This is a genomic window from Psychrobacter sp. AOP31-B2-9, assembly GCF_052378005.1.
In the GTDB taxonomy this organism is placed as follows: Bacteria; Pseudomonadota; Gammaproteobacteria; order Pseudomonadales; family Moraxellaceae; genus Psychrobacter.
In genome coordinates, this window is sequence record NZ_JBQSXG010000048.1 from 1 (window position 1) to 23,328 (window position 23,328).

General features: G+C 42.9%; 20 protein-coding genes. 8 read left to right on the forward strand and 12 right to left on the reverse strand.

The genetic code is table 11. The annotated features are described in order from the left end of the window. Nucleotides 1-116: 116 nt before the first annotated feature. The 4 genes from ACT3SX_RS07325 to ACT3SX_RS07340 all read right to left on the reverse strand — a co-directional run bounded on the left by ACT3SX_RS07325 (nt 117) and on the right by ACT3SX_RS07340 (nt 4,539). Nucleotides 117-911, reverse strand: coding sequence for an ABC transporter ATP-binding protein (locus ACT3SX_RS07325; protein WP_192519549.1), 795 nt, complete (start codon nt 909-911; stop codon nt 117-119). Nucleotides 912-942: 31 nt separating this feature from the next. Then, nucleotides 943-1,842 carry an ABC transporter permease gene (locus ACT3SX_RS07330; RefSeq protein WP_192519550.1) on the reverse strand — a complete coding sequence of 300 codons (900 nt, stop codon included), beginning with the start codon at nt 1,840-1,842 and terminating at the stop codon, nt 943-945. A gap of 503 nt (nt 1,843-2,345) precedes the next feature. After that, nucleotides 2,346-3,383: an ABC transporter substrate-binding protein gene (locus ACT3SX_RS07335; RefSeq protein ID WP_192519551.1), complete on the reverse strand. Its 1,038-nt coding sequence runs from the start codon at nt 3,381-3,383 to the stop codon at nt 2,346-2,348. A 106-nt stretch (nt 3,384-3,489) separates the two neighbouring features. Further along, the gene (locus ACT3SX_RS07340) at nt 3,490-4,539 is read right to left on the reverse strand and encodes an ABC transporter substrate-binding protein (protein WP_192519552.1); all 1,050 of its coding nucleotides are present in this window, start codon (nt 4,537-4,539) and stop codon (nt 3,490-3,492) included. Between the two features lie 267 nt (nt 4,540-4,806). Between ACT3SX_RS07340 and ACT3SX_RS07345 the strand changes: the two genes are divergently transcribed. Then, nucleotides 4,807-5,196: a hypothetical protein gene (locus ACT3SX_RS07345; RefSeq protein ID WP_192520350.1), complete on the forward strand. Its 390-nt coding sequence runs from the start codon at nt 4,807-4,809 to the stop codon at nt 5,194-5,196. A gap of 573 nt (nt 5,197-5,769) precedes the next feature. On the opposite strand, the gene metG is transcribed toward ACT3SX_RS07345, so the two are convergent. Together metG and ACT3SX_RS07355 are read right to left on the reverse strand one after the other, a co-directional pair. Next, nucleotides 5,770-7,863 (reverse strand): methionine--tRNA ligase, encoded by a 2,094-nt coding sequence (metG, locus tag ACT3SX_RS07350; RefSeq protein WP_192520351.1) that lies wholly within the window; start codon nt 7,861-7,863, stop codon nt 5,770-5,772. A gap of 356 nt (nt 7,864-8,219) precedes the next feature. Then, nucleotides 8,220-9,545 (reverse strand): GntP family permease, encoded by a 1,326-nt coding sequence (locus ACT3SX_RS07355; protein ID WP_192520352.1) that lies wholly within the window; start codon nt 9,543-9,545, stop codon nt 8,220-8,222. A 289-nt stretch (nt 9,546-9,834) separates the two neighbouring features. Between ACT3SX_RS07355 and ACT3SX_RS07360 the strand changes: the two genes are divergently transcribed. The 7 genes from ACT3SX_RS07360 (at nt 9,835) to dcd (ending at nt 16,798) form a co-directional block, all read left to right on the forward strand. Next, nucleotides 9,835-11,175 carry a short-chain fatty acid transporter gene (locus ACT3SX_RS07360; protein WP_192520353.1) on the forward strand — a complete coding sequence of 447 codons (1,341 nt, stop codon included), beginning with the start codon at nt 9,835-9,837 and terminating at the stop codon, nt 11,173-11,175. Nucleotides 11,176-11,358: 183 nt separating this feature from the next. Further along, nucleotides 11,359-12,072, forward strand: a complete 714-nt coding sequence (locus ACT3SX_RS07365) for a CoA transferase subunit A (RefSeq protein WP_192520354.1) — start codon at nt 11,359-11,361, stop codon at nt 12,070-12,072. 154 nt (nt 12,073-12,226) lie between these two features. Further along, entirely contained in the window at nt 12,227-12,856 is a 630-nt protein-coding gene (locus ACT3SX_RS07370) for a CoA transferase subunit B (protein WP_192520355.1), read from the forward strand. A 483-nt stretch (nt 12,857-13,339) separates the two neighbouring features. Continuing rightward, a complete protein-coding gene (locus ACT3SX_RS07375) occupies nt 13,340-14,140 on the forward strand; it encodes a 3-hydroxybutyrate dehydrogenase (protein ID WP_192520091.1) in 801 nt (266 codons plus the stop codon). Nucleotides 14,141-14,396: 256 nt separating this feature from the next. Beyond that, on the forward strand, nt 14,397-15,620 hold the full coding sequence (gene apbC / locus ACT3SX_RS07380; protein WP_192520092.1) for an iron-sulfur cluster carrier protein ApbC: 1,224 nt from the start codon (nt 14,397-14,399) through the stop codon (nt 15,618-15,620). A gap of 11 nt (nt 15,621-15,631) precedes the next feature. Then, nucleotides 15,632-16,063: a hypothetical protein gene (locus ACT3SX_RS07385; protein ID WP_192520093.1), complete on the forward strand. Its 432-nt coding sequence runs from the start codon at nt 15,632-15,634 to the stop codon at nt 16,061-16,063. Nucleotides 16,064-16,222: 159 nt separating this feature from the next. Beyond that, a complete protein-coding gene (gene dcd, locus ACT3SX_RS07390) occupies nt 16,223-16,798 on the forward strand; it encodes a dCTP deaminase (RefSeq protein WP_192520094.1) in 576 nt (191 codons plus the stop codon). A 79-nt stretch (nt 16,799-16,877) separates the two neighbouring features. On the opposite strand, the gene ACT3SX_RS07395 is transcribed toward dcd, so the two are convergent. The 6 genes from ACT3SX_RS07395 to abc-f form a co-directional block, all read right to left on the reverse strand. Then, the gene (locus ACT3SX_RS07395) at nt 16,878-17,315 is read right to left on the reverse strand and encodes a ClpXP protease specificity-enhancing factor (RefSeq protein ID WP_192520095.1); all 438 of its coding nucleotides are present in this window, start codon (nt 17,313-17,315) and stop codon (nt 16,878-16,880) included. A 131-nt stretch (nt 17,316-17,446) separates the two neighbouring features. Further along, a complete protein-coding gene (locus ACT3SX_RS07400; RefSeq protein WP_192520096.1) occupies nt 17,447-18,061 on the reverse strand; it encodes a glutathione S-transferase N-terminal domain-containing protein in 615 nt (204 codons plus the stop codon). Between the two features lie 212 nt (nt 18,062-18,273). Next, entirely contained in the window at nt 18,274-18,990 is a 717-nt protein-coding gene (locus tag ACT3SX_RS07405; protein ID WP_192520097.1) for a cytochrome c1, read from the reverse strand. Then, nucleotides 18,990-20,195, reverse strand: coding sequence for a cytochrome b (locus ACT3SX_RS07410; RefSeq protein ID WP_192520100.1), 1,206 nt, complete (start codon nt 20,193-20,195; stop codon nt 18,990-18,992). The genes ACT3SX_RS07405 and ACT3SX_RS07410 overlap by 1 nt, the downstream gene beginning before the upstream one ends. Nucleotides 20,196-20,217: 22 nt before the next feature. Beyond that, nucleotides 20,218-20,802 (reverse strand): ubiquinol-cytochrome c reductase iron-sulfur subunit, encoded by a 585-nt coding sequence (petA, locus tag ACT3SX_RS07415; protein ID WP_192520098.1) that lies wholly within the window; start codon nt 20,800-20,802, stop codon nt 20,218-20,220. A 458-nt stretch (nt 20,803-21,260) separates the two neighbouring features. Then, nucleotides 21,261-23,198: a ribosomal protection-like ABC-F family protein gene (gene abc-f / locus ACT3SX_RS07420; protein ID WP_192520099.1), complete on the reverse strand. Its 1,938-nt coding sequence runs from the start codon at nt 23,196-23,198 to the stop codon at nt 21,261-21,263. Nucleotides 23,199-23,328: the final 130 nt, after the last annotated feature.

Consider the following 23,328-nt stretch of genomic DNA (forward strand, 5'->3'; position numbering starts at 1 on the left):
TAGTATTGCTTAATTCTGAATATTCAAAATACTTATATCTATGAAAGTAATCATAAAAAAACGCCCATTTACAGGGCGTTTTTTATTTTAGAATTCAAATGTGATTGTTTTATAAATCAACTCAAAATCAAACTGTCATCTTCGACTTTTTCGCCGCGTGTTTGCTCAAACATATCTAGCAAATCATGCACAGTCATACCTTTACGAGCATCACCAGAGACATCTAATACCACTTGGCCTTGATGCAGCATAACGGTACGTGTGCCATGCGCTAATGCTTGTTGCATCGAGTGTGTGACCATCATTGTGGTCAGCTTATTGTCCGTTACAATCTTATCAGTCAGCTCTAGTACAAAAGCAGCTGTTTTGGGGTCAAGTGCCGCAGTATGTTCATCTAATAATAGTATTTTAGAGGGCTGTAACGATGCCATGAGTAGACTGACGGCTTGTCGTTGACCACCGGATAATAGACCCATACGGTCGGTCAGACGGTTTTCTAGTCCAAGCTTTAGAACGGAGAGTTTTTCTCTAAATAAGTCTCGGTTGCTTGGGTTGAGTGCAAAACTTAAACCACGTTTGCCACCACGCTTATAAGCCAGTGCCATGTTTTCTTCGATAGTGAGTGCTTCACAAGTTCCAGCCATTGGATCTTGAAACACACGGGCAACCCAATGCGCACGTTGGTGTGCTGTTTTTTTGGTGACATCAATACCGTTCAATGAAATACTGCCACTATCTACGCGAGTAGTACCGCTTACTGCATTCAAAAAAGTAGATTTACCAGCACCATTGGTACCGATGACAGTCACAAATTCACCATCTGCAATGTTTAAATTGATACCGCGTAGTGCAGGGTTTTCAATGGGCGTTCCGGGATTAAAGGTCAACCGCAAATCTGTAGCTTGCATCATAATCATTATTCCTTATGGTTGCACATTGACATTAAGCTCGAACTTTACGACTTAAGAATTTATTTTTCGCTTTTGGCAATACCAAGGCAAATACCACGAGTAGCGCTGTAATCAAGTTCAAATCCTGCGGGCCAAAGCCAATACTACGCAGCGTATCACTCGATAGCGCGACCTGAATAAATAGCTTGTACAGCACAGCACCGACGACCACAGCAAAGGTAATCAGCCAGATACGCTTGGCAGGTATAATGGTTTCGCCGATGATGACCGCTGCTAGACCGATGACAATTGTACCGATACCGATAGAAATGTCTGCGCCACCTTGGGTCTGTACAAACAGGGCGCCTGCTAGTGCGATCAGACCGTTAGAGACTGCCATACCGACGATGGTCATCCATGAGGTATTGATGCCTTGAGCCTGAGCCATTCTTAGGTTTGAGCCAGTTGCACGCATCGACAGACCTGATTCGGTACTATAAAACCAGTTTAAAAACAGCATAGCCAGCAGCACAACCATACCGATAATTAAACAACGCATCCAATAACCATTGCCATCGGTCACCAAGGCGCTAAACACCGTAGTTTCACCCAATAGCGGTAAGTTTGGTGCGCCCATGATACGTAAATTGACAGAGTAAAGCGCCACCATCACTAAAATACTGGCAAGCAGTTGCAGGATACCAAGTTTGACATGCAACCAAGCCGTGACGATACCAGCGACTGCGCCTGCCAACATGCCAAACGCACAGGCTAGCCATGGGTTGATACCAGCGATGATGGATATACCAGCGACTGCACCACCTAGTGGAAAGCTACCATCAGCGGTTAAGTCGGGGAAATCTAGCGTACGAAACGAAATCAGCACACCAAGTGCAACGAGGCCATAAATTAGACCGCTTTCAAGCGCACCAAAAAAAGCAATTAAGGACATAAGAGATCAGTAAGTCATAACCAAGCGTTTAGTGAATAATATTCTAGTGATATATTCTCTAATCAATCCTATATAAATCAGATACGGCATCAAGCTTGTTTAGTCTACTAATTGTAGTACTTTCACTCGTCTGCTTTGTATCTCAATTATCTTGAACTGACTGTATCAATGAATATCAGCTAAACAGCTAAGCGGTGAATTTAACAGATTAAGCAATCTGCGGTTAGGGTAAACCAAAACATGTCACGATGAACGACTATCATAAGTTACCTTGGTTCAAAGCTTTGATATAAAAGATAGCTCATTTAGAAAGCACACAACATACTTGATATTGACTAAGTGCTTTATAAATAAGCCAAATAAAAATGTTTAAGCAGTAGTATTTAAAAAAATCACTTAAACAACAGTCTCTTAAACAAGAATCCCAGCCTACTGGTTCATAGCTGGGTTTCTTGTTTAAATGTTTATTTATGGCTGTATTATAGGCCAAATATAAAAGTGCGTTATTCTACCACTTCTTTTGCATTATCGATAACGGCTTGTGGCAATGTGATACCTTCAGCGGTGGCATTTGTTGGGCTAACATATAAATTAAGTGCTTGTGGCGTATAAACTGGAATCTCGCCTGCTTTTTCGCCGTTTAAAATACGCACGACAATTTTACCTGTTTCGCGTCCCAATTGATAATAGTCAACGCCTAATGCCGCCACTGCACCACGTGCAACTGAGCTAGTATCAGAGGCAATGAGTGGGATTTTACTTTCTTTGGCTACTTGAAACAGTGACTCATACGCTGATACCACATTGTTATCTGTTGAAGTGTAAATCATGTCGACTTTACCTTCTAGACTACGCGCTGCCATTGGAATATCGTTACTACGCTGGGCAGGGGCTTCAAGCACATTGATACCAAGTGGTGTTAGCTTTTCTTTTAGATTTTTGAGAATAATGGTTGAGTTTACTTCGCCTGGACTATAGACATAACCCACATTTTTGAGGTTAGGAATGATCTGGCGCATTAACTCGATTTGTGGCTCGTAAGGAAGCGCATCAGAGCCGCCTGTGACGTTGGTACCAGAACCATCTAATTTAGGTACCAATTTGGCTTCGACTGGGTCGGTCACAGCAGAGAATACCAAAGGAATGGTACTGGTAGCAGCTGCAACCGACTGTGCTGATGGTGTACCAATGGCAACAATAACATCTGAGCTGTCTGCCACAAACTGTTTGGCAATCTGCCCAGCTGTTGCAGTATTACCCTGTGCGCTTTGGAAATTAACGGTTAGGTTTTCACCGTCTTTAAAGCCCGCCTCATTTAGCTCATCGATGACACCCTTGCGTACATCATCAAGCGCTGGATGCTCAACAATAGCTGTAATAGCGACATTTTTCATCTCTGTTGCGGCATCGCCAGTGGCACTGTCAGCACTAACAGTATCTTGTGCTGATTGATTACAACCAGTCAAAATAGCGGTACAGACGCCGCCTAATAATAGTGCCTTACTAAAATTAAAATGACCAAAACGGTTTTGATACAACATGGGTCTCACTCCTAAAAGCAATAATGTGTCCATACATTATTTAATGGGTAAATAAAGGTTAAAGCACATCATTTATATAGATGGCAAAGTGTTACTTAAGTTAGTACTACTTATCAGTACTCTGCGCTTCTTTATCAACATTGATGGCATTTTTTAACAAGTCATCTGTCAAGCTTACGCCTTGTTCTGCACCGTGTTTTGGGCTTGCGTATAAAGTTAAAGTATTCATGACTTCAGGCTTGATTGTATTGATAGCTTCACCATTGAGCACACGATAAACCATCTTGCCTGTGGTACGACCAAAGTCATAGTCATTGACACCAAGTGCCGCAGTAGCACCGCGTCTCACACTAAACTCATCTGAGGCAATAATTGGAATATCTAGCTCATTGGCGGCACCTGCCATGGCTTCAAACCCAGAGACGACATTATTGTCTAAAGAGGTGTAAATAACATCAGCGCGACCAGAGAGGCTGCGTGTTGCCATAGCAACATCCGTTGGACGATTGGCGGTCACATCTAATATCTCAAGTCCACGTGCTGGTGCAAGTTCTTTAAGCTGATTGAGTACCACTACAGAATTAATTTCACCTGGGCTATAGACGTAGCCTATGGTTTTAGCATTGGGTACAATTTTTTGAATATTGTCTAACTGCGGCGCAATAGGAAGCTCACTAGATAAGCCTGTCACATTAGATTGGATAGGTACCGCATTTGCATCGATAAGCTTTGCGGCAACAGGGTCTGAGATAGCGGTATAGATGACGGGGACAGTTTTGGTTGAGGCCACGATTGATTGAGCAGAAGGTGTTGAGATTGCCACGATGGCATCTGGATTGTCTCCTGCGAACTGTTTGGCAATCTGACCCGCAGTCGCTGTGTTTCCTTGTGCGCTTTGGAAGTTAATCGTTAGGTTTTGACCTTCGATATAGCCATTATCAGCTAACTCATCTATGATGCCGCGACGCATCTCATCTAGAGAAGGGTGTTCGACGATTTGAGTGATGGCCAATGTTTTGGCGGGCTTGTCAGATGTGGCAGCGTTATTGGCTGTGGCGGTATCATCGGTATTTGAGCAGCCTATTAGGCCAAGAGTACTGATGGCACCAATAGCAACGCTGCACAGGCTTAAGCGTAGAGTAGAAGTAATGGTCATTATTAGTCTGGCTCATAGGTTAGAGAATGCAGGTTAGCCGAATGACAGCAGTATCAGTTCTGTGATGTCAGTTCTGCGATAGTAGGCTAACATTGGGGTGATCAATTTTATGATCATGATGGCTATATTATGACAGCAATGTAACTTATCGCAATAAAAAATTAAGGAGTCTTAGTCATAGCCATATTTGGAAAGTTGATTATTATTAATATAAATAAAGAATCACTAACTGGGTTAAAATAAAGCAAACTTGCCTAATGATCGTATTTGAAAAAATTTAAGGTCGTAAATATTATGAGATTATTAAACCAATCATTCACACTCCTATCAGGTGTGATAGTTTTGACCGCTCTGACTTTTGGAGTAGCAAATGCCAATAATGAATATGCTATGGAACAAGCCCAACAATCTAGCACAGACGCGCGCGCCAGCGTAGCTATGGCAGAAGCAGAAGCAGCGCTAGCAAAAGCAACAGCTGATGAATACGAAGCTAGAGCAGAAGCTCTTGCGAAAGTAGCAGAAACGGCAAAAGCTAATGCATACAAAGCTAGAGCAGAAGCCATTAAAAAAACAGAAGCATACGAAAAAATAAAAGCAGAATTAAAAAAAGTAGAGCTAAATGAATTGAGAGAGCAGTCGCTATTAGACACACATTGAGCGACTACCCATAGTTAAGCATTAAAGCCTACAGCGTAGCAATCAGCAACCCTCATATTTGAATGTTCAACAGACTATAGTTATGAGTCAATATGTGAATGCTAAATAATTGTAATTCGCTGCTATCGTTATTAGCTTATCTTAATGCAATAAAAAAGATACCACTTAGGGCATCTTTTTGTGTATTTGAACGCTCAACAAACGCTAATCAAAGACTCGCCATAAACTACGGAATAGCCAGCCAATTATATAAAAAGGAATCTCTATTATATCTATAAAATATAACCAATCCCATATACTCGAAGGATCTAAACGACTGCTGCGTCGCGAGCGTCTGATATCCGCAGTATATATAAATAGTATGGCACTAAACACACCACTACCGATAGCCACCCAGAGTGCGGTCGTATCTGCTGTAAAAAACCAATAAGCGATTAAACCTAATGCCAAATAAAAGAGAATATCTGCCAAAAGCCTAAGCAATACCAATGTTGTTCTCCGTTATTCAGCAAGATAGCTTATTCAGCACGACAGTTATGCGGATTAGGTCAGCTCTTTTTAGGCAGATATATCTTATGCGAGTACATCACCAACGACACAAGCATCCGGTAAGGTAACGACCGTCAAGCCCGTCTTTGGCTCACCAGTTGATAGCACCATGCCTTCTGATATACCGAATTTCATCTTACGCGGGGCAAGGTTGGTCACACAAATGACCTTTTTATCAACCAATTGCTCAGGCTCATAAAACTTACGAATACCGCTGAACACGTTGCGTGGCTTGTCTTCACCAACATCCAACGTAAACTGTAGAAGCTTGTCCGCGCCTTCTACATGATTGCACTCTAAGACGTGTGCTACTTTCATCTCAACTTTGGCAAAGTCTTCGATACCAATATAATCGGCTTGCTCAGTATCAACGTCTGTTGTTTGCGCTTTGTCTTTTACGGCAGGCTTGCTATTATCGGACACAGCTGGAGCGTCTGCTTGTGCGAGAGAGGCTTTTGAATCTTCAATCATTGCTTCAATGTCTTTTGCCTCGATCCGTTGCATCAATGGTTTAAACTTATTGATTTTATGACCTAGTAACCACTCATTACGACTGGCAAAGCTTAAGTCGTCTACGTTTAAAAAGCCCTTAGCATTATCGGTCAGTTCTGGTAATACTGGCGCGAGATAAACCATCAATTGACGGAAAATATTAATAGCGACCGAGCAGACGTCTTGAACTTCTTGCTCAGTACCTTCTTGCTTAGCAAGTGACCAAGGTTTTTTACCATCGATATATTCATTGGCTTTGTCTGCACACTGCATGATTAAGCGCATGGCGCGAGAGAACTCACGGTTTTCATAAGCGACCGCGATTTCATCACCCGTTTTAGTAATGTCTTCTAATAGCTCTGACTCGACGCAAACATCCGATAGCATGCCATCGTATTTCTTAACCAAGAACCCTGCACTACGACTGGCGATATTGACTACTTTACCAACCAAGTCAGAGTTAACCTTTTGCATAAAGTCTTCTAAATCAAGGTTGATATCTTCTACTTTGTCAGACAGCTTACTGGCGAAGTAATAACGTAAATACTCAGGGTGTAAGTGTTCAGCGTAAGTTTCGGCCTTAATAAAAGTGCCGCGTGATTTACTCATTTTTTCGCCATTGACCATCAAGAAGCCGTGGGCAAAAACACCAGTTGGTGTGCGTAACTCACTACCAGCTAGCATAGCTGGCCAAAATAAGGCATGGAAATAAACGATGTCTTTACCGATGAAGTGATAAACCTCGGTTTTATTCTCGTTTTCTTGTGCCCAGTAGCGGTCAAAATCAAGCGCTTGCTCAGTACCTTCACGTTTGTCGCATAGGCTTTTAAAGCTTGCCATATAGCCGACTGGCGCATCTAGCCATACATAGAAGTATTTGTCTGGCTCATCGCTTGGGGTATCTGGAATTTGAAAGCCAAAATAAGGTGCATCACGTGAGATGTCCCAGCTGGTAAGGCCAGCGTCAAACCATTCTTGCAATTTATTTGCCACTGACGTTTGCAAGCGGTTGTCACTGCGTGTCCAGTCTTTTAGGAATTGCTCAAACTCAGGCAAATCAAAGAAATAATGCTTTGAGGTCTTTAGGACTGGTGTGGCATCAGATAGCGTTGAATGTGGGTTTTTAAGTTCGGTAGCGTCGTAGGTAGTACCGCATACTTCACAGTTATCACCATATTGATCAAGGGCACCGCACTCAGGGCATTCTCCTTTGACAAATCGATCGGCTAAAAACAATTTCTTTTCAGGGTCGAATAATTGTTCAACATCCTTTGTGCTAATGTGTCCAGCACTATTAAGACGACGATAAATCAATTCAGAGAAATGCTTGTTTTCCTCTGAGTGAGTAGAATGATAATTGTCAAAATTGACTAAAAATTTGGCAAAATCAGCTTCATGTGACGCTTTTACGGACGCAATTTGTTCTTCTGGCGTTACGCCATTGGCTTCTGCTTTTAGCATGATGGCGGTACCGTGTGCATCATCTGCACAGACATAAGTGACCTGATGGCCTTGTGCCTTCATCGCACGTACCCAGATGTCTGTCTGAATATATTCTACAAGATGCCCCAAATGGATATAGCCATTGGCGTAGGGCAGCGCACTGGTTACTAAAATCTCACGCACTTTTATCACCTATATTTTTATATAAACGGGTTGATTATCAAACGTCTTAGCAGTTTATGTCCATTGGACGCGATGTTATCAATACTAAAAACTTCTAAAAAGAATGAAAACTTAAAAAGTGTGCCTATGATACCGTAATTCGGTTAAATTTGTGACATTCCTCCGTAATTAATCAGGCAATGTATTCTATGTGGCATATAGCGAACTCTTTATTTATCTACTATAAATATTGGCCTTGAACCATAACTGATTGTTGCAAGAACTGTCATGAAAAACCCACCAAGCAATCGCTAAGTGGGTTTTTGGTTAGGCGCCATGGTTTAGATTTTATGATTGAAAATTAAAATAAACCAAACTTAAAATGAACCAAACATTGTCCCTAAAGTGATGACAGTGATGACCGCACCACTGTGTGGCAAGGTATCTAAACCACCGGCTGCCATGACAGCGACTCGGTGCATCAGCTCTGGATCGATACCAGCATTGATGGCCATTCTTAGATAATCTTCGCCCAATGTCGACAGCGCGATACTCAAACCACCAGATGATGAGCCGGTAATACCTGCAAGCGTGGTCATTGCGACAGCTTCTGAGATCAGAGGGTTGTCAGGGTTTAGGTTTAAGATACTATCACGAATGATCAAGAAGCCTGCTAATGAAGCGATAACGGCTCCATAACCCACTTCTGATGCCGTATTAAAAATCGGCAACATAGAGTCGTAAGTACCGCGGTTAATGGTCTTTTGTAGGTTATCCCAATGTCCAATACGGAGTAGGACTAGTACTACACAAGCCACGACCAATGAGATGATAATTGACCATAATCCGAGTGAGCCTGCGATATTCAATTCGGGGAATTGTGTCTGTAAACCGTTGAATTCCATTAATGGAAAAATAATATATGTCAGTATAGCGTTTAAACCGATGACCAATACTAAGGGAATCATCGCAACGGTAAATGAAGTTTGATGCGTATTTAGCGCTTCAGTTTCTTGTGTGTCTGCACTAAGACTACCCACATCTTCATCATCATGTTGACCATAGCCTTCACCTGCAGCATTGGCTTTTCTGGCTCGTGATTGTAACCACATCCAACCACCAATAAACATAACCAAACCACCGATGATGCCTAAAATAGGCGCAGCAAACACGTTGGTATTGTAATAAGGAATGGGAATGGCGTTTTGAATCGCTGGCGTGCCCGGTAGTGCAGTCATCGTAAAGGTAAATGACCCTAGAGCAATGGCTGCTGGAATCAATCGCTTGGGAATATCGGCAGCTTTAAACAAGTCTTTGGCGATTGGGTAGATGGCAAATGCGACGACGAATAATGAGACACCGCCATAGGTCAAAATAGCGCATACCAAAATAACAGCGAGTATGGCTTTGCTAGCACCAAGCTTCTCAACCACGGTGCTGGCAATCGCTGTCGCCGCACCAGAGTCGGCCATCAACCGTCCAAAGAGTGCACCTAATAAAAAAATCGGGAAAAACTTAAGCAAAAATCCGCTCAACGCACCCATAAAAACATCAGTGTAAGCAGGAATACTGCTTAAAAAGTCACCTGATAATACCACGGCCAAAATAGCCATAATCGGTGCCAAAATCAGTACCGAGTAGCCACGATAGGCAAAAAACATTAATAATAATAAAGTGATGACAATAGCGAATGTGCTAAACATAGTTGCCCTCCTTGGCAAAAAAAAGCAGCGAGCTATAACAAGACATTACATGGCCTCGCGTGCTTTTGATGTTATTTTCTAGTCGTTTCTAGAATAGTATGCTAAGTTAGCACATATGCTTTTTATATGATATATCGATATGAAACGTATTAATATATTGCTAATAATGAATATTTTATTGTTTACTGGAGGTAGTGAGCGGGAAGCACAGGCAAACTTTATAAACAGTCAAAATAAGTGTCAATAAAAACTCTCAAAACCAAACATTAAATTTACAAGGAATGTGAATATGTTTAGTGCCATCACTAATATGAGCGTGCAGTTAGTCAATCGCTATTTACCATCCCCATTCGTGTTCTCGATTGTTTTGACCCTCATTGCGTTTGCCGTTGGGCTAGCAACGACTGGTCAGGACATGATTGCGATGGCAGGGCATTGGGGTAATGGCTTGTGGTCGCTGCATAGCTTTGCCATGCAAATGGCATTGGTCCTAGTTACTGGCTACGCATTTGCTAGCGCACCGTTCATTCAACGTTTACTGGACAGTCTTGCCAGTAGAGTGCATTCTCCTACGACCGCCATTATGGTATCAACCTTGGTTGGGCTAGTTGGTTCATGGATTAACTGGGGCTTTGGTCTAATTATCGGAGCAATCTTTGCTAAATCATTGGCAAAAAAAGTCGCCAATGTCGATTACCCTTTACTGGTCGCGGCTGCTTATTCTGGATTTGTGATTTGGCATGGTGGATTTTCGGGGTCGATACCACTGACGCTCAGCTCTGGCGGTGATACGCTACTGACATTGTCTAGTAATACCATGACCGAAGCGGTGCCTTTGTCACAGACCGTATTTGCAGGCTATAACTTGCTACTGGTGGGTTTGCTAATAGTCATTTTGCCTCTCGTTAACCGTTTTATGCATCCCAAAAATCCTACAGTGATCGATCCCAACCTGATCAAGCGAGAAGTGTACATCGCACCCCAAAGAGATACACCAGCCCAAAAGCTAGACGATAGCCGTATTATTGCTGTGATCTTGTTAGCATTAGCGCTGATGTATTACATTAGCGAGTTTGGTACTAATGGATTTAACTTAGGGCTGAACATCGTTATTGGGCTGTTCTTATTTATAGGTTTGCTGTCGCACGGTACGTTAGAACGTTACTATCGCGCCGTGAATTCAGGCATTGGCGGTATTACAGGCATTGTATTATTGTTTCCGTTTTATGGTGGCATCATGGGAATCATGACAGGTGCCAATACCGATGGCATCTCTATCAGTACGCAAGTGACCGAGTTTTTTGTCAATTCTGCTTCTGCAGACAGTTTCCCGATATTTGCATTTTTGAGTGCAGGCTTGGTCAATGTTTTTGTACCATCGGGCGGTGGACAGTTTGCCGTTCAAGGCCCAGTGATGATTCCTGCTGGTATTGAACTGGGTGTCAGTCCAGCTGTGACGGCGATGGCGGTTGCATGGGGTGATGCGTGGACCAATATGATTCAGCCATTTTGGGCATTGCCGCTACTGGGTATTGCAGGTTTGGATGCACGAGCTATCATGGGTTATTGCCTGATCGTGCTGGTGGTATCTGGCGCGATTATCATGAGTGTGTTTTGGCTATTAGTATAACGCTCAAACGAATAGGGTATGTTGAACATTCAAGTATTAGAGCTGCTGAGCCATACAGCGTGCTTTTATATTCATGAGCCGATATATCTATGGGCCGATATATCCATCTACCAAAGTAAGTGACCGTGAAGTGCAGTTTATGCAAAAATCAAAAAATATAAATAACAATCATAGGAGATAAGTATGAGTCGATCAAAAGTATACAGCAGTGCTGCAGAGGCGCTACAAGGCATCGTTAAGGATGGGCAGACGCTCGCAATTGGTGGCTTTGGGCTATGTGGTATTCCAGAGGCATTAATAGAAGCGTTACGTGACAGTGGGGTTAATCATTTGACCTGTATCAGTAACAACGCTGGTGTCGATGATTTCGGTCTAGGGCTATTATTGCAAACTCGCCAAATCAAAAAAATGATCTCATCTTATGTGGGTGAAAACAAAGAGTTTGAGCGCCAGTATCTGGCGGGCGAGTTAGAAGTTGAGTTGACGCCGCAAGGTACACTGGCTGAGAAACTGCGCTCAGGCGGTGCTGGTATTCCTGCGTTTTATACTGCAACAGGCGTAGGTACGTTAGTTGCTGAAGGTAAAGAAACCCGTGACTTTGATGGTCGTACTTATGTGCTAGAGCATTCATTGCGCGCCGATGTTGCCCTAATCAAGGCGCAAAAAGCTGACAAAGCAGGGAACTTGATATTCAACAAGACCGCTCGTAACTTTAATCCAGACTGTGCGATGGCTGGGAAAATGACTATCGTAGAGGTAGAGGAAATCGTAGAGACTGGAATGCTAGATCCAGATGAGGTTCACCTGCCAGGTATCTTCGTTCAGCGTATTGTACTGAATAGCGCTCCCGAAAAACGTATCGAAAAAACCACAACTAAAGCGCTAGAAGGCGTGTAAATAAAACGTAGTCGAAGTCTAGCTGTATGTGACATTAATAGTAGATTTTAGATAGATAGAGCTTAGATAGATAGAGCTTAGACAGCTAATTGATTAGATAACTGGCTGTCTAAATGAATAAAAATAGAATATCGCAAAAAATAAGGAAATCAGCATGGCATGGACAAGAGAACAAATGGCACAACGCGCTGCACAAGAATTGCAAGACGGTTATTACGTAAATCTAGGCATCGGTCTCCCAACGCTTGTAGCCAACTATATTCCAGAAGGCGTAGACGTATGGCTACAGTCAGAGAATGGGCTGCTTGGTATTGGCGAGTTTCCTATGGTAGATAGCGTCGACGCTGATTTGATTAATGCTGGCAAGCAGACAGTAACTGCAGAGGCGGGTGCTAGTTATTTTGGTAGTTCAGACTCTTTTGCAATGATTCGCGGTGGCCATGTTAATTTGGCCATATTGGGTGCGATGGAAGTCTCAGAAAAAGGCGATCTTGCCAACTGGATGATTCCCAAAAAAATGGTCAAAGGAATGGGCGGGGCAATGGATTTGGTTGCAGGCGTGCAGCGCGTGATTGTCCTGATGGAACAAGTCAACAAACACGGTGACCCTAAAATTTTGGCCAACTGTGAGTTACCACTGACGGGAAAAGGCGTGGTTGATCGCATTATTACTGAGCTTGCTGTGTTAGACATCACCGATAGCGGGTTGAAATTGATTGAGCTAGCCGATGGTGTCAGTTTCGAAGAGTTACAAGAAAAAACGCCAGTGAACATTGTGCAGTAATCTTGGTACAGTAGAGTAACGCTCCTAAGACTACTATGTTTTATGCTATAGATACATATGTCGCCAGCGTTATAGTGGCGCATTTATTTAGATCAGGGCGTGTTGAACATTCAAATGTGGTGCTGGCAGTGACTATTTTTTAGACAATATGCAGTGAAATTTTTGATACCTAGTCATTCTAGGTTAAACAATTTCGCCATGTATTGGCAAAAAAGAGTACTGCCCTCCACTCGAGCATAGCTCTCGCCTTGCAAACGGGCAAAGCAGTGCTTTGCTGGATCCGTTCTCAAGGCTGATGCTAAAATCACCCCAAACGTCGTTACAAGCCTAGTTAAGGTCTCGACATTATCGTCGGCTTGCGCCTAGTTTGGTGCAATTTTAGTGATCAGCAGCCCTAATATTTGAATGTTCAACACGCCCTAATCGTTTAGCTCAATTTTTATAAAAACTAATAATATTCTTAGACCATCATAAGGAATCGATATGGCGACCCAATTACAACAAGATTTGACAGGCAAGGTAGCGTTAGTCACTGGCTCTGCAAGTGGTATCGGACGTGACATCGCCGGAACTTACGCAAAAGCAGGTGCAGCGATCGGTATTGCTGATATCAATCTCGAAGCCGCGCAGAAAGCGGTTGATGAGATCGAAGCCGTTGGCGGTCGAGCACTGGCGATTGAGATGGATGTTACCTCAGAAAATGCGGTAAATGATGGGGTACAACAGCTGGTCGATACGTTTGGCGGAATCGATATTCTGGTATCTAACGCGGGTATCCAAATCATTAACCCTATTGACAAGATGGCGTTTAGCGATTGGAAAAAAATGCTTGATATCCATTTAGATGGCGCTTTTTTGACCACCAAAGCTGCGATTAAGCACATGTATAAAGGTGATAAGGGTGGTACGGTTATCTATATGGGATCGGCACATTCGCATGAAGCCTCACTCTATAAAGCGCCTTATGTGACTGCCAAACATGGACTGCTAGGTCTGTGTCGTGTATTGGCCAAAGAGGGGGCTCAACATAACGTACGCTCACACGTGATTTGTCCAGGATTTGTCAAAACGCCGTTGGTTGAAAAACAGATTCCTGAACAAGCAGCCGAAAAAGGCATCAGTGAAGAGTCAGTGGTCAACGATATCATGCTAGTGAATACGGTCGACAAAGAGTTCACCACGGTCGACGATATTGCCCAATTGGCTTTATTCTTAGCCGCGTTTCCGACTAATGTCTTTACAGGGCAGTCCATCTTAGCCAGCCATGGTTGGTTTATGAACTAAAAAGCGAGCGACCGGTAGTTTTTGGCATCAAGATTTACCTTTACAGTATCTTATCTTTTATTATTATCATTGTTCATCACCACAAGGTCAGTCGTACTGGCGTTGTGGTTTTTTTATGCTCGTAATTCAGCTACACTATCACGATAAAAGGTTTGGCTAAAAAGCTCATAGGCTCACCTTGTTTATTGGATTATCAACGATATCTAGAGCATTGTTTTAGCCTACCCACCCACTTGTATAGGCAGTAATGGTCGCTATGTTTAATTTTATGAAAAAAAATCCCACGAAAAAACCAGAAACGCCAGAACAGCGAGCAGCTCGAGACAGTGCTGTAGACAAGGTATTGCTTGGTTATGAAGTTGGTACGGTTAGTATTGCGACTATGATTACGGGTCTTAATCGTGAAGGTAGTCAGCTCACTTTAGACTTGCGTTTGCCGCAGAACAGCAAGCCTGAAACCATTCAGCAGGAGCTTGGACAGTTACTACATCCGCATGGTATCACCACGATTCATATGAACGTGCGTCTACCAGCACCAGGGAAAGGGGCTGGTTCAACGTTGCCAAAACCAATGCCAAAGACGACCAACGCCATGGATAGTCAGAGTAATGCTGCAGCAAACCCTGATAGTAACAATAACGTCGAGCCACCGATTACGAAAGCAGCACCGACACAATCATCATTAGCAGCACATCCGCGTATTCGTCATATTATCGTGGTAGCGTCTGGTAAAGGTGGTGTCGGTAAGTCAACGACGACCGTCAATATTGCCTTAGCATTACAAAAGCTTGGCAACCGTGTTGGTGTATTGGATGCGGATATCTATGGCCCTAGTATGCCTACTATGTTAGGGGTTGCTGATGTGAAGCCGCAGCTAGAGAACGAGCAGTTTGTGCCGGTCGATGCGCATGGCATGGCGATGCTGTCTATCGGTAGTTTACTTGATGGTGATAATACACCTGTCGCGTGGCGCGGACCAAAAGCCACTGGCGCATTGATGCAGCTATATAATCAAACGAACTGGCCACAGCTGGATTATTTAGTGATTGATATGCCACCAGGTACAGGTGATATTCAGTTGACATTGGCACAGCGTATTCCGGTCACGGGTGCTGTGATTGTGACCACACCGCAGCATGTGGCACTACTGGATGCGCAAAAAGGCGTCGAGATGTTTAACAAGACCAATATTCCGGTACTTGGTGTGGTTGAAAACATGGCACTACATACTTGTAGTAACTGCAATCATACTGAAGCCATCTTTGGGACTGGTGGTGGTGAGTTTATCGCTGAGCAATATCATGTACCACTGTTAGGACAATTGCCACTTGCTAGTAGTATTCGTGCGCAAGTGGATAAAGGCGAACCAAGTGTATTGGCTGATGATGAGTTTGCGCCATATTATCTGAGCATTGCCAAAAATATTGAAGCCAATATCAATAAATTTGCCAAACCTGTCGATGATAAGCGAATTTTTTAAAAGAGAACATTGTGAGCGTAGCTATTTATCAAAGTCATTTAGATACTATCCCCAAGCAATATCAGCTCCTAAAGTTATTTCGACCGCCGATATACGTCATTGGACTGTCAAATAATCAAGTGAGTGCCGTTTGCTACTATAAAGATGGCAGTAACAAACGCCATCAAGTTAATGCGAATTTTAGCAATCGCCGAATGGTGATTGCTGATTTTTTGCTAGCAGTACAAGCTATTACTGATTTATTGCTTAAGTTTCCCAAGCATCGGTTTGGAGTAAGTGGTTTTGCAGCAGTCAATGTCACTGAAGAGTTAGCAGGCGGATTGACAATGATAGAGATTAAAGCCATTACAGAAGCCGTTTGGGCTGCCGCAAGACAAGCCAAAAGAGGAATAGTTAGTAGCACAGTCAGCTACCAAGGACAGCCAGTAGCTGTAAATGAATAGTGACTTAGAAAATAACGGCTTAGAAAATAGTGACTTAGAAAAATTTGGCTGGGACCTAAAAAATTAGCTGAAAATGGCTAGTATTGAATCAACGCTACTATAAATTTCGCCATCAATTCCGTATAATCGTCGCTATTAAATACTTTCTAAGGAACAAGAATGTCTATCAAGTCTGACCGCTGGATTCGTAAAATGGCCGAAGAACATGGCATGATTGAGCCGTATGAACCAGGTCAAGTACGTTTTAATGATTCAGGCGAGCGTTTAGTTAGCTACGGTACTTCAAGCTATGGCTATGATGTACGCTGTGCGCCTGAGTTTAAAGTCTTTACTAACGTACATTCAGTCGTGGTTGACCCTAAAAACTTCGATGAAAAAAGCTTTATTGATATCGTGGGCGATGAGTGTATCATTCCGCCTAACTCATTTGCACTGGCACGTACGGTGGAATATTTCCGTATTCCACGTGATGTACTGACTATTTGCCTAGGTAAATCAACCTATGCACGTTGCGGTATTATCGTTAACGTCACGCCACTTGAGCCAGAGTGGGAAGGTCATGTGACTTTAGAGTTTAGTAATACCACCAATTTACCAGCACGTATCTATGCTGGAGAAGGGGTTGCGCAAATGCTATTTTTCCAAAGTGATGCGGACGATGTCTGTGAGACCAGTTATAAAGACCGTGGTGGTAAATACCAAGGTCAACGCGGTGTGACGTTACCAAGAACATAGATAATGTCTTGGGTAAGCTACAACACAAAAAAAGCCCGTCATATCTAATATGACGGGCTTTTTGGTGCAGAAAAACCAGTTATTTTAATACCTTTAAACCCGCTTTGTTATCACGTTTTGGCTTAGGCGCAGTAGAAGTGTTCTTTTTAACAGCAGTATCTGAGCCTTCTTCGGGCTCATAGTTGTCATATTCATTAGGGTCAAAAAACATACCTTGTGAGTTTTCTTTTGCATAGATACCCATCACCGCAGTCAGTGGTATCCAAATCTCTTGTGAGACGCCGCCGAAACGCGCACTGAAATTAATATAATCATTACCCATATGCATATTACCAGTCGCACGGCTAGCAATATTGAGTACGATACGCCCGTCTTGTACATGTTCTCTTGGAATCTGTAAATTGTCAGCAGTGGCGTCAACCATCAAATAAGGGGTAAGGAGGTTGTCTTCTATCCACTGGTATAGTCCACGTACCATATAAGGACGGGTAGGGGTAATAGAGGTCGTTTCACTCATCTGATGATTTCCTATACAAATTATGTCTGGTGATTAAAAATGTCTTATTTAGTAACTTATCACGCGATAAACGCTGTTTGATGTTGGTTTTATTTGTAGTTATTTTAGGGCAGCTTTTAATACTTGTCTAATCACTGCACGCTTTTTTGAAAGCTGCCACGCTCAAACACTCTTGTTTGATATTCGAACAACGGACGGCTGATCGCGCGTGGTAGCTCGATACCCATTTCATCTAGTCGCCATAGCAGTGGTGCTAATAGCACATCACACCAGCCAAACTCATCGGCCATAAAATAGGGTTTATGAGCAAAGAGTGGGGATAAAGTAATAAGGGAATCGCTTAACTGCTTTTTAGCAATGGCAGCTTGTGCTTTATTAAAACTGTCTGGATGCATCAATAGGCGCTTACCAAGTACAAGCCAATCATGTTGAATTCGCCAAGCCAATTGCCGAAACTGTGCACGCTCTTGTGGCGTCTCAGGCAGTAGTTTATTGGTATGATAACGCTCTTCTAGGTACTCAAAAATGACATTAATTTCATAGAGCGCAATCTCACGCTGCTGTAGTACAGGCAAGGTATGATAAGGGTTGAGCTCGGTCAAATCTTCAGGACGTTCAGAGTGTAAACGTGATAAATAATAAGCGAGATTTTTTTCTTCAAGTAATAGGCGTACCACATGACTGTTGTAGCCGTCATCAGCATATAGAATTAGCTGACTACTTGGAATGTCGTTCGCATCGATCATGAAAGCCTAATGTTAATAGTGAAGGTTGTCATCGTAAACAAAGTTGTCCTGTTTATCAAGGTAACGTACGTAAACATTGATATTGAGCGTTTTATTTGTCTATTTTGGTTGATGGAGCGTTTGGTGTTCATTATTGATTATTATAATAGAAAAAAGGCACTACCAAAGTAGTGCCTAATATCTTGCTTGGTTTTGATGTTTTTAGTATTGGCTTATTTTACATCTTTCCAGAACTCTTTATTCAATAAGTAAACTGGAATCAATAAGACCAATAAGAACAAAATAACGAAGAAACCAATTACTTGGCGGTCATGGCGAGCAGGTTCGCCCATCCATGCCATAAAGTTAACCAAATCGCCAACCTCACTCTCAAACTCTTCTTGGCTCAACTCTTCTTGCATGTTATGCAAGACATGAGGCATGGCTGCGTTCGCTAGTACTAAGTTGTTAGCACCCCAAGGACGGCTTGGATCTTCATAGAACGACAGTAGGTAAGTATATACCCAATCATCGCCACGCAGTCGTGTCTCAAGTGATAGGTCAGGAGGCGCTGCACCAAACCAAGCTGCTTGGACTTCAGGGTCAATTTCAGCATTGATATGGTCACCAATTTGATCAGTGGTTACCATTAGATACTTTTCAACCAACTCAGGTGGTATTTCTAAATCTTGAGCAATGCGAGAATGACGAACGTACTTAGCTGAGTGGCAACCCGCACAGTAGTTCATAAAGGTTTTCGCACCGTTTTGTAGTGAGCCCTTATTGGTAAAATCAATAGGGGCTGTACTACAAGCTAAATGCTCTTCGACACCATCGGCGTTTACGAATGTACCACATCCGTGACCGCCAGCTGCCATTGCAGTACCAGCAGTCAAACTCAATGCCGCGCCTAAGCCTAGACCAGCTAGGGATTTAATTAGCGTGTTCATTAGTGACCTCCGGTAACGCGTTCTGGTGGCTGTTTACACTTTTCAATGGCAGTGTAAAATGGCATCAATAAGAAGAATAAGAAATAGAGCACTGTACATATACGAGCCATGAGTGTTGCTGTTGGCGTCGTTGGCGTGGCACCTAAGTAACCCAATATGATAAAGCTGATGGCAAACACAGTCAGTGCAATTTTAGACAAGATGCCTTTATAACGTATTGAGCGTACTGGTGATCTATCAAGCCATGGTATTAAGAACAGTACGGCAATTGCGGCACCCATTGCGATAACACCACCAAGCTTATCAGGAACGGCACGTAAGATGGCATAGAATGGCGTGTAGTACCATACTGGTGCAATATGCGCTGGTGTTTTCAGTGAGTTCGCTGTCTCAAAGTTTGGTGGCTCAAGGAAGAATCCACCACCTTCTGGGAAGAAGAATACCACTGCAAAGAAACAAATAAAGAAGACCACAATACCAACCATGTCATGCACAGTGTAGTAAGGATGGAACTCGATACCATCTAATGGTATGCCATTCTTATCTTTTAGCTTTTTGATGTCGATACCATCAGGGTTGTTCGAACCAACATGATGTAGCGCCACAATATGCATAAATACTAAGCCTACCAAGACTAGTGGAATAGCCACTACGTGTAGTGCAAAGAAGCGGTTTAGGGTAATACCTGAGATGATATAATCACCGCGTACCCATTCAGCAAGACCGTCACCAATCACTGGTAGAGCAGCAGGAAGGTTCAAAATAACCTGAGCACCCCAAAATGACATGTTACCCCAAGGTAGTAGATAACCAAAGAAGCCTTCTGCCATAAGTGCTAGGTAAATACCCATACCGATGAGCCAAATAAGCTCACGGGGTTTCTGATATGAACCATATAGCAAGGCTCTGAACATATGCAGATAGACCACGACAAAGAACGCAGATGCGCCAGTGGAGTGCATATAACGAATGAGCCAACCACCTTTTACATCACGCATGATATATTCAACAGACGCAAATGCCCCTTCGGCACTTGGGTTGTACATCATCGTCAACCATATACCAGTCACTAATTGGTTGACCAATACAATCATTGATAATACGCCAAAGAAATACCAAAAGTTAAAGTTCTTTGGTGCGTAGTACTTTGACATATGGTATTCATAGGTTTCAGTCGCAGGAAAACGCGCGTCCACCCAATGCATCAATTTCTTACCAATACTCATATTAAGCCTCCCCAACCGTCAAGATAGTACCATCCATACCATATTCTGGAACAGGTAAATTAAGCGGTGCTGGAACGCCACTAAAGACACGTCCTGCTAAATCATACTTAGAACCATGACAGGGGCAGAAAAATCCGCCGAACCAGTCATTACCACCCAGATCGGCTGCGCCAACATCAGGGCGATAGTTTGGTGCACAGCCCAGATGTGTACAAACACCTTCAACCACCAAAACATCTGGTGAGATAGAGCGTTCTGTATTTTTGCAATATTCAGGTTGTAATGATGCTTCAGAATCTGGATCAGACAGCAAAGGTTTTACAGATTCTAAAGTCGATAACATATCTTCTGTGCGTTTAACCACATAGATAGGCTTACCACGATATTTGACAACAATCATCTGTCCAGCTTCGATAGAACCAATGTCTTGGGTCACTGCAGCCCCTGCAGCCTCAGCTTTAGCGCTTGGATACCAAGAACGGACAAAAGGTGTTGCCACAGCAGCGACTCCAACTGCACCAATCGCGGCAGTTGAGGCAATAAGAACTCTACGGCGTTGTACGTTAACGCCTTCGGCTTGGCTCATTAATACTTCCTCCAGGTGAATGAAATGGGATTATCCCACACTGGGTTTGTGGCTTAGAAAATATACAATATCAAGCCACTTTGGCTATGCCTAATTTTGCTAATTGTTGCTATTCTAAGCTATTTCGGTGATAAAATAAATTATTGCGTTAAAAATAAAGCAACCTCAATAGGGTATATTATAAGGTTGAAAGTGATAATCACCGCAAAACGTCTAGAGGTATTACTGTCTAACATCCATCCTTTACGAGGATTGTAGACGTAATGACCTTAAAATTAATAAGGATATTTAGCAATAGCGAATGATACTTGAAAATTAGGTAACTTTCACTATATAACTGCTTTGTAAGTAGCTATAAGTAAATAATCACCACTTCATATCATAAAGTGGTGATTATTTCTGATAATTAAGTACCTGTCACCATAAATAAGCTGCTATCGCAAAATATCAAGTATGCTTTAACCTTCAAGCGTACTCCAACGCTCTAACTTGACCATCATCTCATCTTCTATAGCCAATAATCGCTCGCTAGCCGCTGTTGCTGCAGTGATATCAGTAGTGAACCAAGAACCATCTGCCAGCTGTTCTTGCAATTGATTTTGCTCAGTTTCTAATGCTGCGATTTCTTTTGGTAGATTATCCAGTTCGCGTTGCTCATTAAAATTAAGCTTTTTGGCCACTTTATTGGGTTTTGCAGCCGTTGGTTTGCTGGCTGTTTTAACTGCGGTATTGCTTACGGGCGCTCTAGCTGCCTTGGCTGCTTGTTCACGGTTTTTTTGTACCAGATATTCTTGGTAGCCGCCAACATACTCACTGACGACCCCTTTGCCGTCTTCATCTTCGTCAAATACCCATGTTGAGGTAACAACGTTATCCATAAATGAGCGATCATGGCTGATAAGCAAAATCGTTCCGCCAAAGCTGGCAACTGATTCTTCTAATAGCTCAAGTGTCGCCATGTCCAAATCATTGGTTGGCTCATCGAGTACGAGAATGTTGGCAGGTTTTAATAGTTGTTTGGCAAGTAGCACACGGTTACGTTCACCACCTGATAGTGCCTTGACAGGAGTACGTGCACGCTCTGGGGCAAATAAGAAGTCTTGCAAGTAGCTCATGATGTGTGTCTTGCGACCACCCACTTCTACAAAATCTGAGCCTTCTGAGACATTTTGTGCCACACTAGCTTCAAGGTCTAACTGATCGCGTAGCTGGTCGAAAAATGCAATTTTTAAATTGGTACCCAATTCGACGTTACCAGATTTTGTGACTTCGTCATCAGACATATCGAGTAGAGCTTTAATAAGTGTGGTTTTACCTGCACCGTTAGGTCCGACAATCCCGATTTTATCACCACGCATGATAGTCGTGGTAAAGTCATCAACCAGCACGTTGCCATCATACTCAAGATGTAAGTTTTTGACTTTACAGACGAGCTTGCCGCTTTTCTCACCTTGACCCATGGTGATATTCACATTACCGACTTGCTCACGACGGGCGCTACGCTCTTCGCGCAGTGCTTTTAGATCGCGAACACGACCTTCATTACGGGTGCGGCGGGCTTTGATACCTTGACGAATCCAAACTTCTTCTTGCGCCAGTTTTTTATCAAAGTTAGCGTTATTTTTTTCTTCAGCCAATAACTGTAGTTCTTTTAGCTCTTGATAGCGTGCATAACCACCTTCGCCTTGGGTGACATCATAGCTGGTCAACTGCCCACGATCTAGCTCAATGATACGAGTCGATAGTTTATTCACGAACGCTCTATCATGGGTCACGAATAATAGTGTCAGACCTTGCCAATCTAATAAAAAGTGCTCTAACCACTCAATACTATCAACGTCTAAATGGTTGGTCGGCTCATCGAGGAGGAGTACATCAGGTTTGGTAACCAATGAGCGTGCTAATAGCACACGACGTTTACGACCACCTGACAATGAAGACAAGTCGTCTTCTGGGTCTAGCCCCATGGTTTTGATAAGACGAGTTGCTTCACGTTCCAAATCCCAACCGTGTACGGCATCGATATCATGCTGCAACTCCGCCATACGCTCGCAAGCAGCCATGTCGCCATTCGCACACAAATCGGTCTGTTCGTTGTAGTTGATCAACAGATCAGCAGTACGTCGGCTACCACCCATCACAATGTCTAGGATGCGACCACTACTTTCAGGTACGTCTTGTTCTAGCATCGCAATACGTACGCTACTATTAATAATAACTTCGCCACTATCAGGTTGCAGTGAGCCATTGATCAGTTTAAACAAAGTAGACTTACCTTCGCCATTACGACCGATCAAACAGACACGTTCGCCTGCTTCAATCGAAAAGTCAATGCCATCAAGAATAGGAGCAACGCCAAAAGCGAGGTGAATATCTTTTAAATGTATCAGTGCCATAGAATATCTTAAGCTTATATAATAGTGAGGTAGGGGTTGTTGCAGAATTGCTAGCAGTATAACATGCCACTACATAACTGTAGTGAGTGTAAATGGTTTTATGCACACTATTTATAGCTACTATATTTAA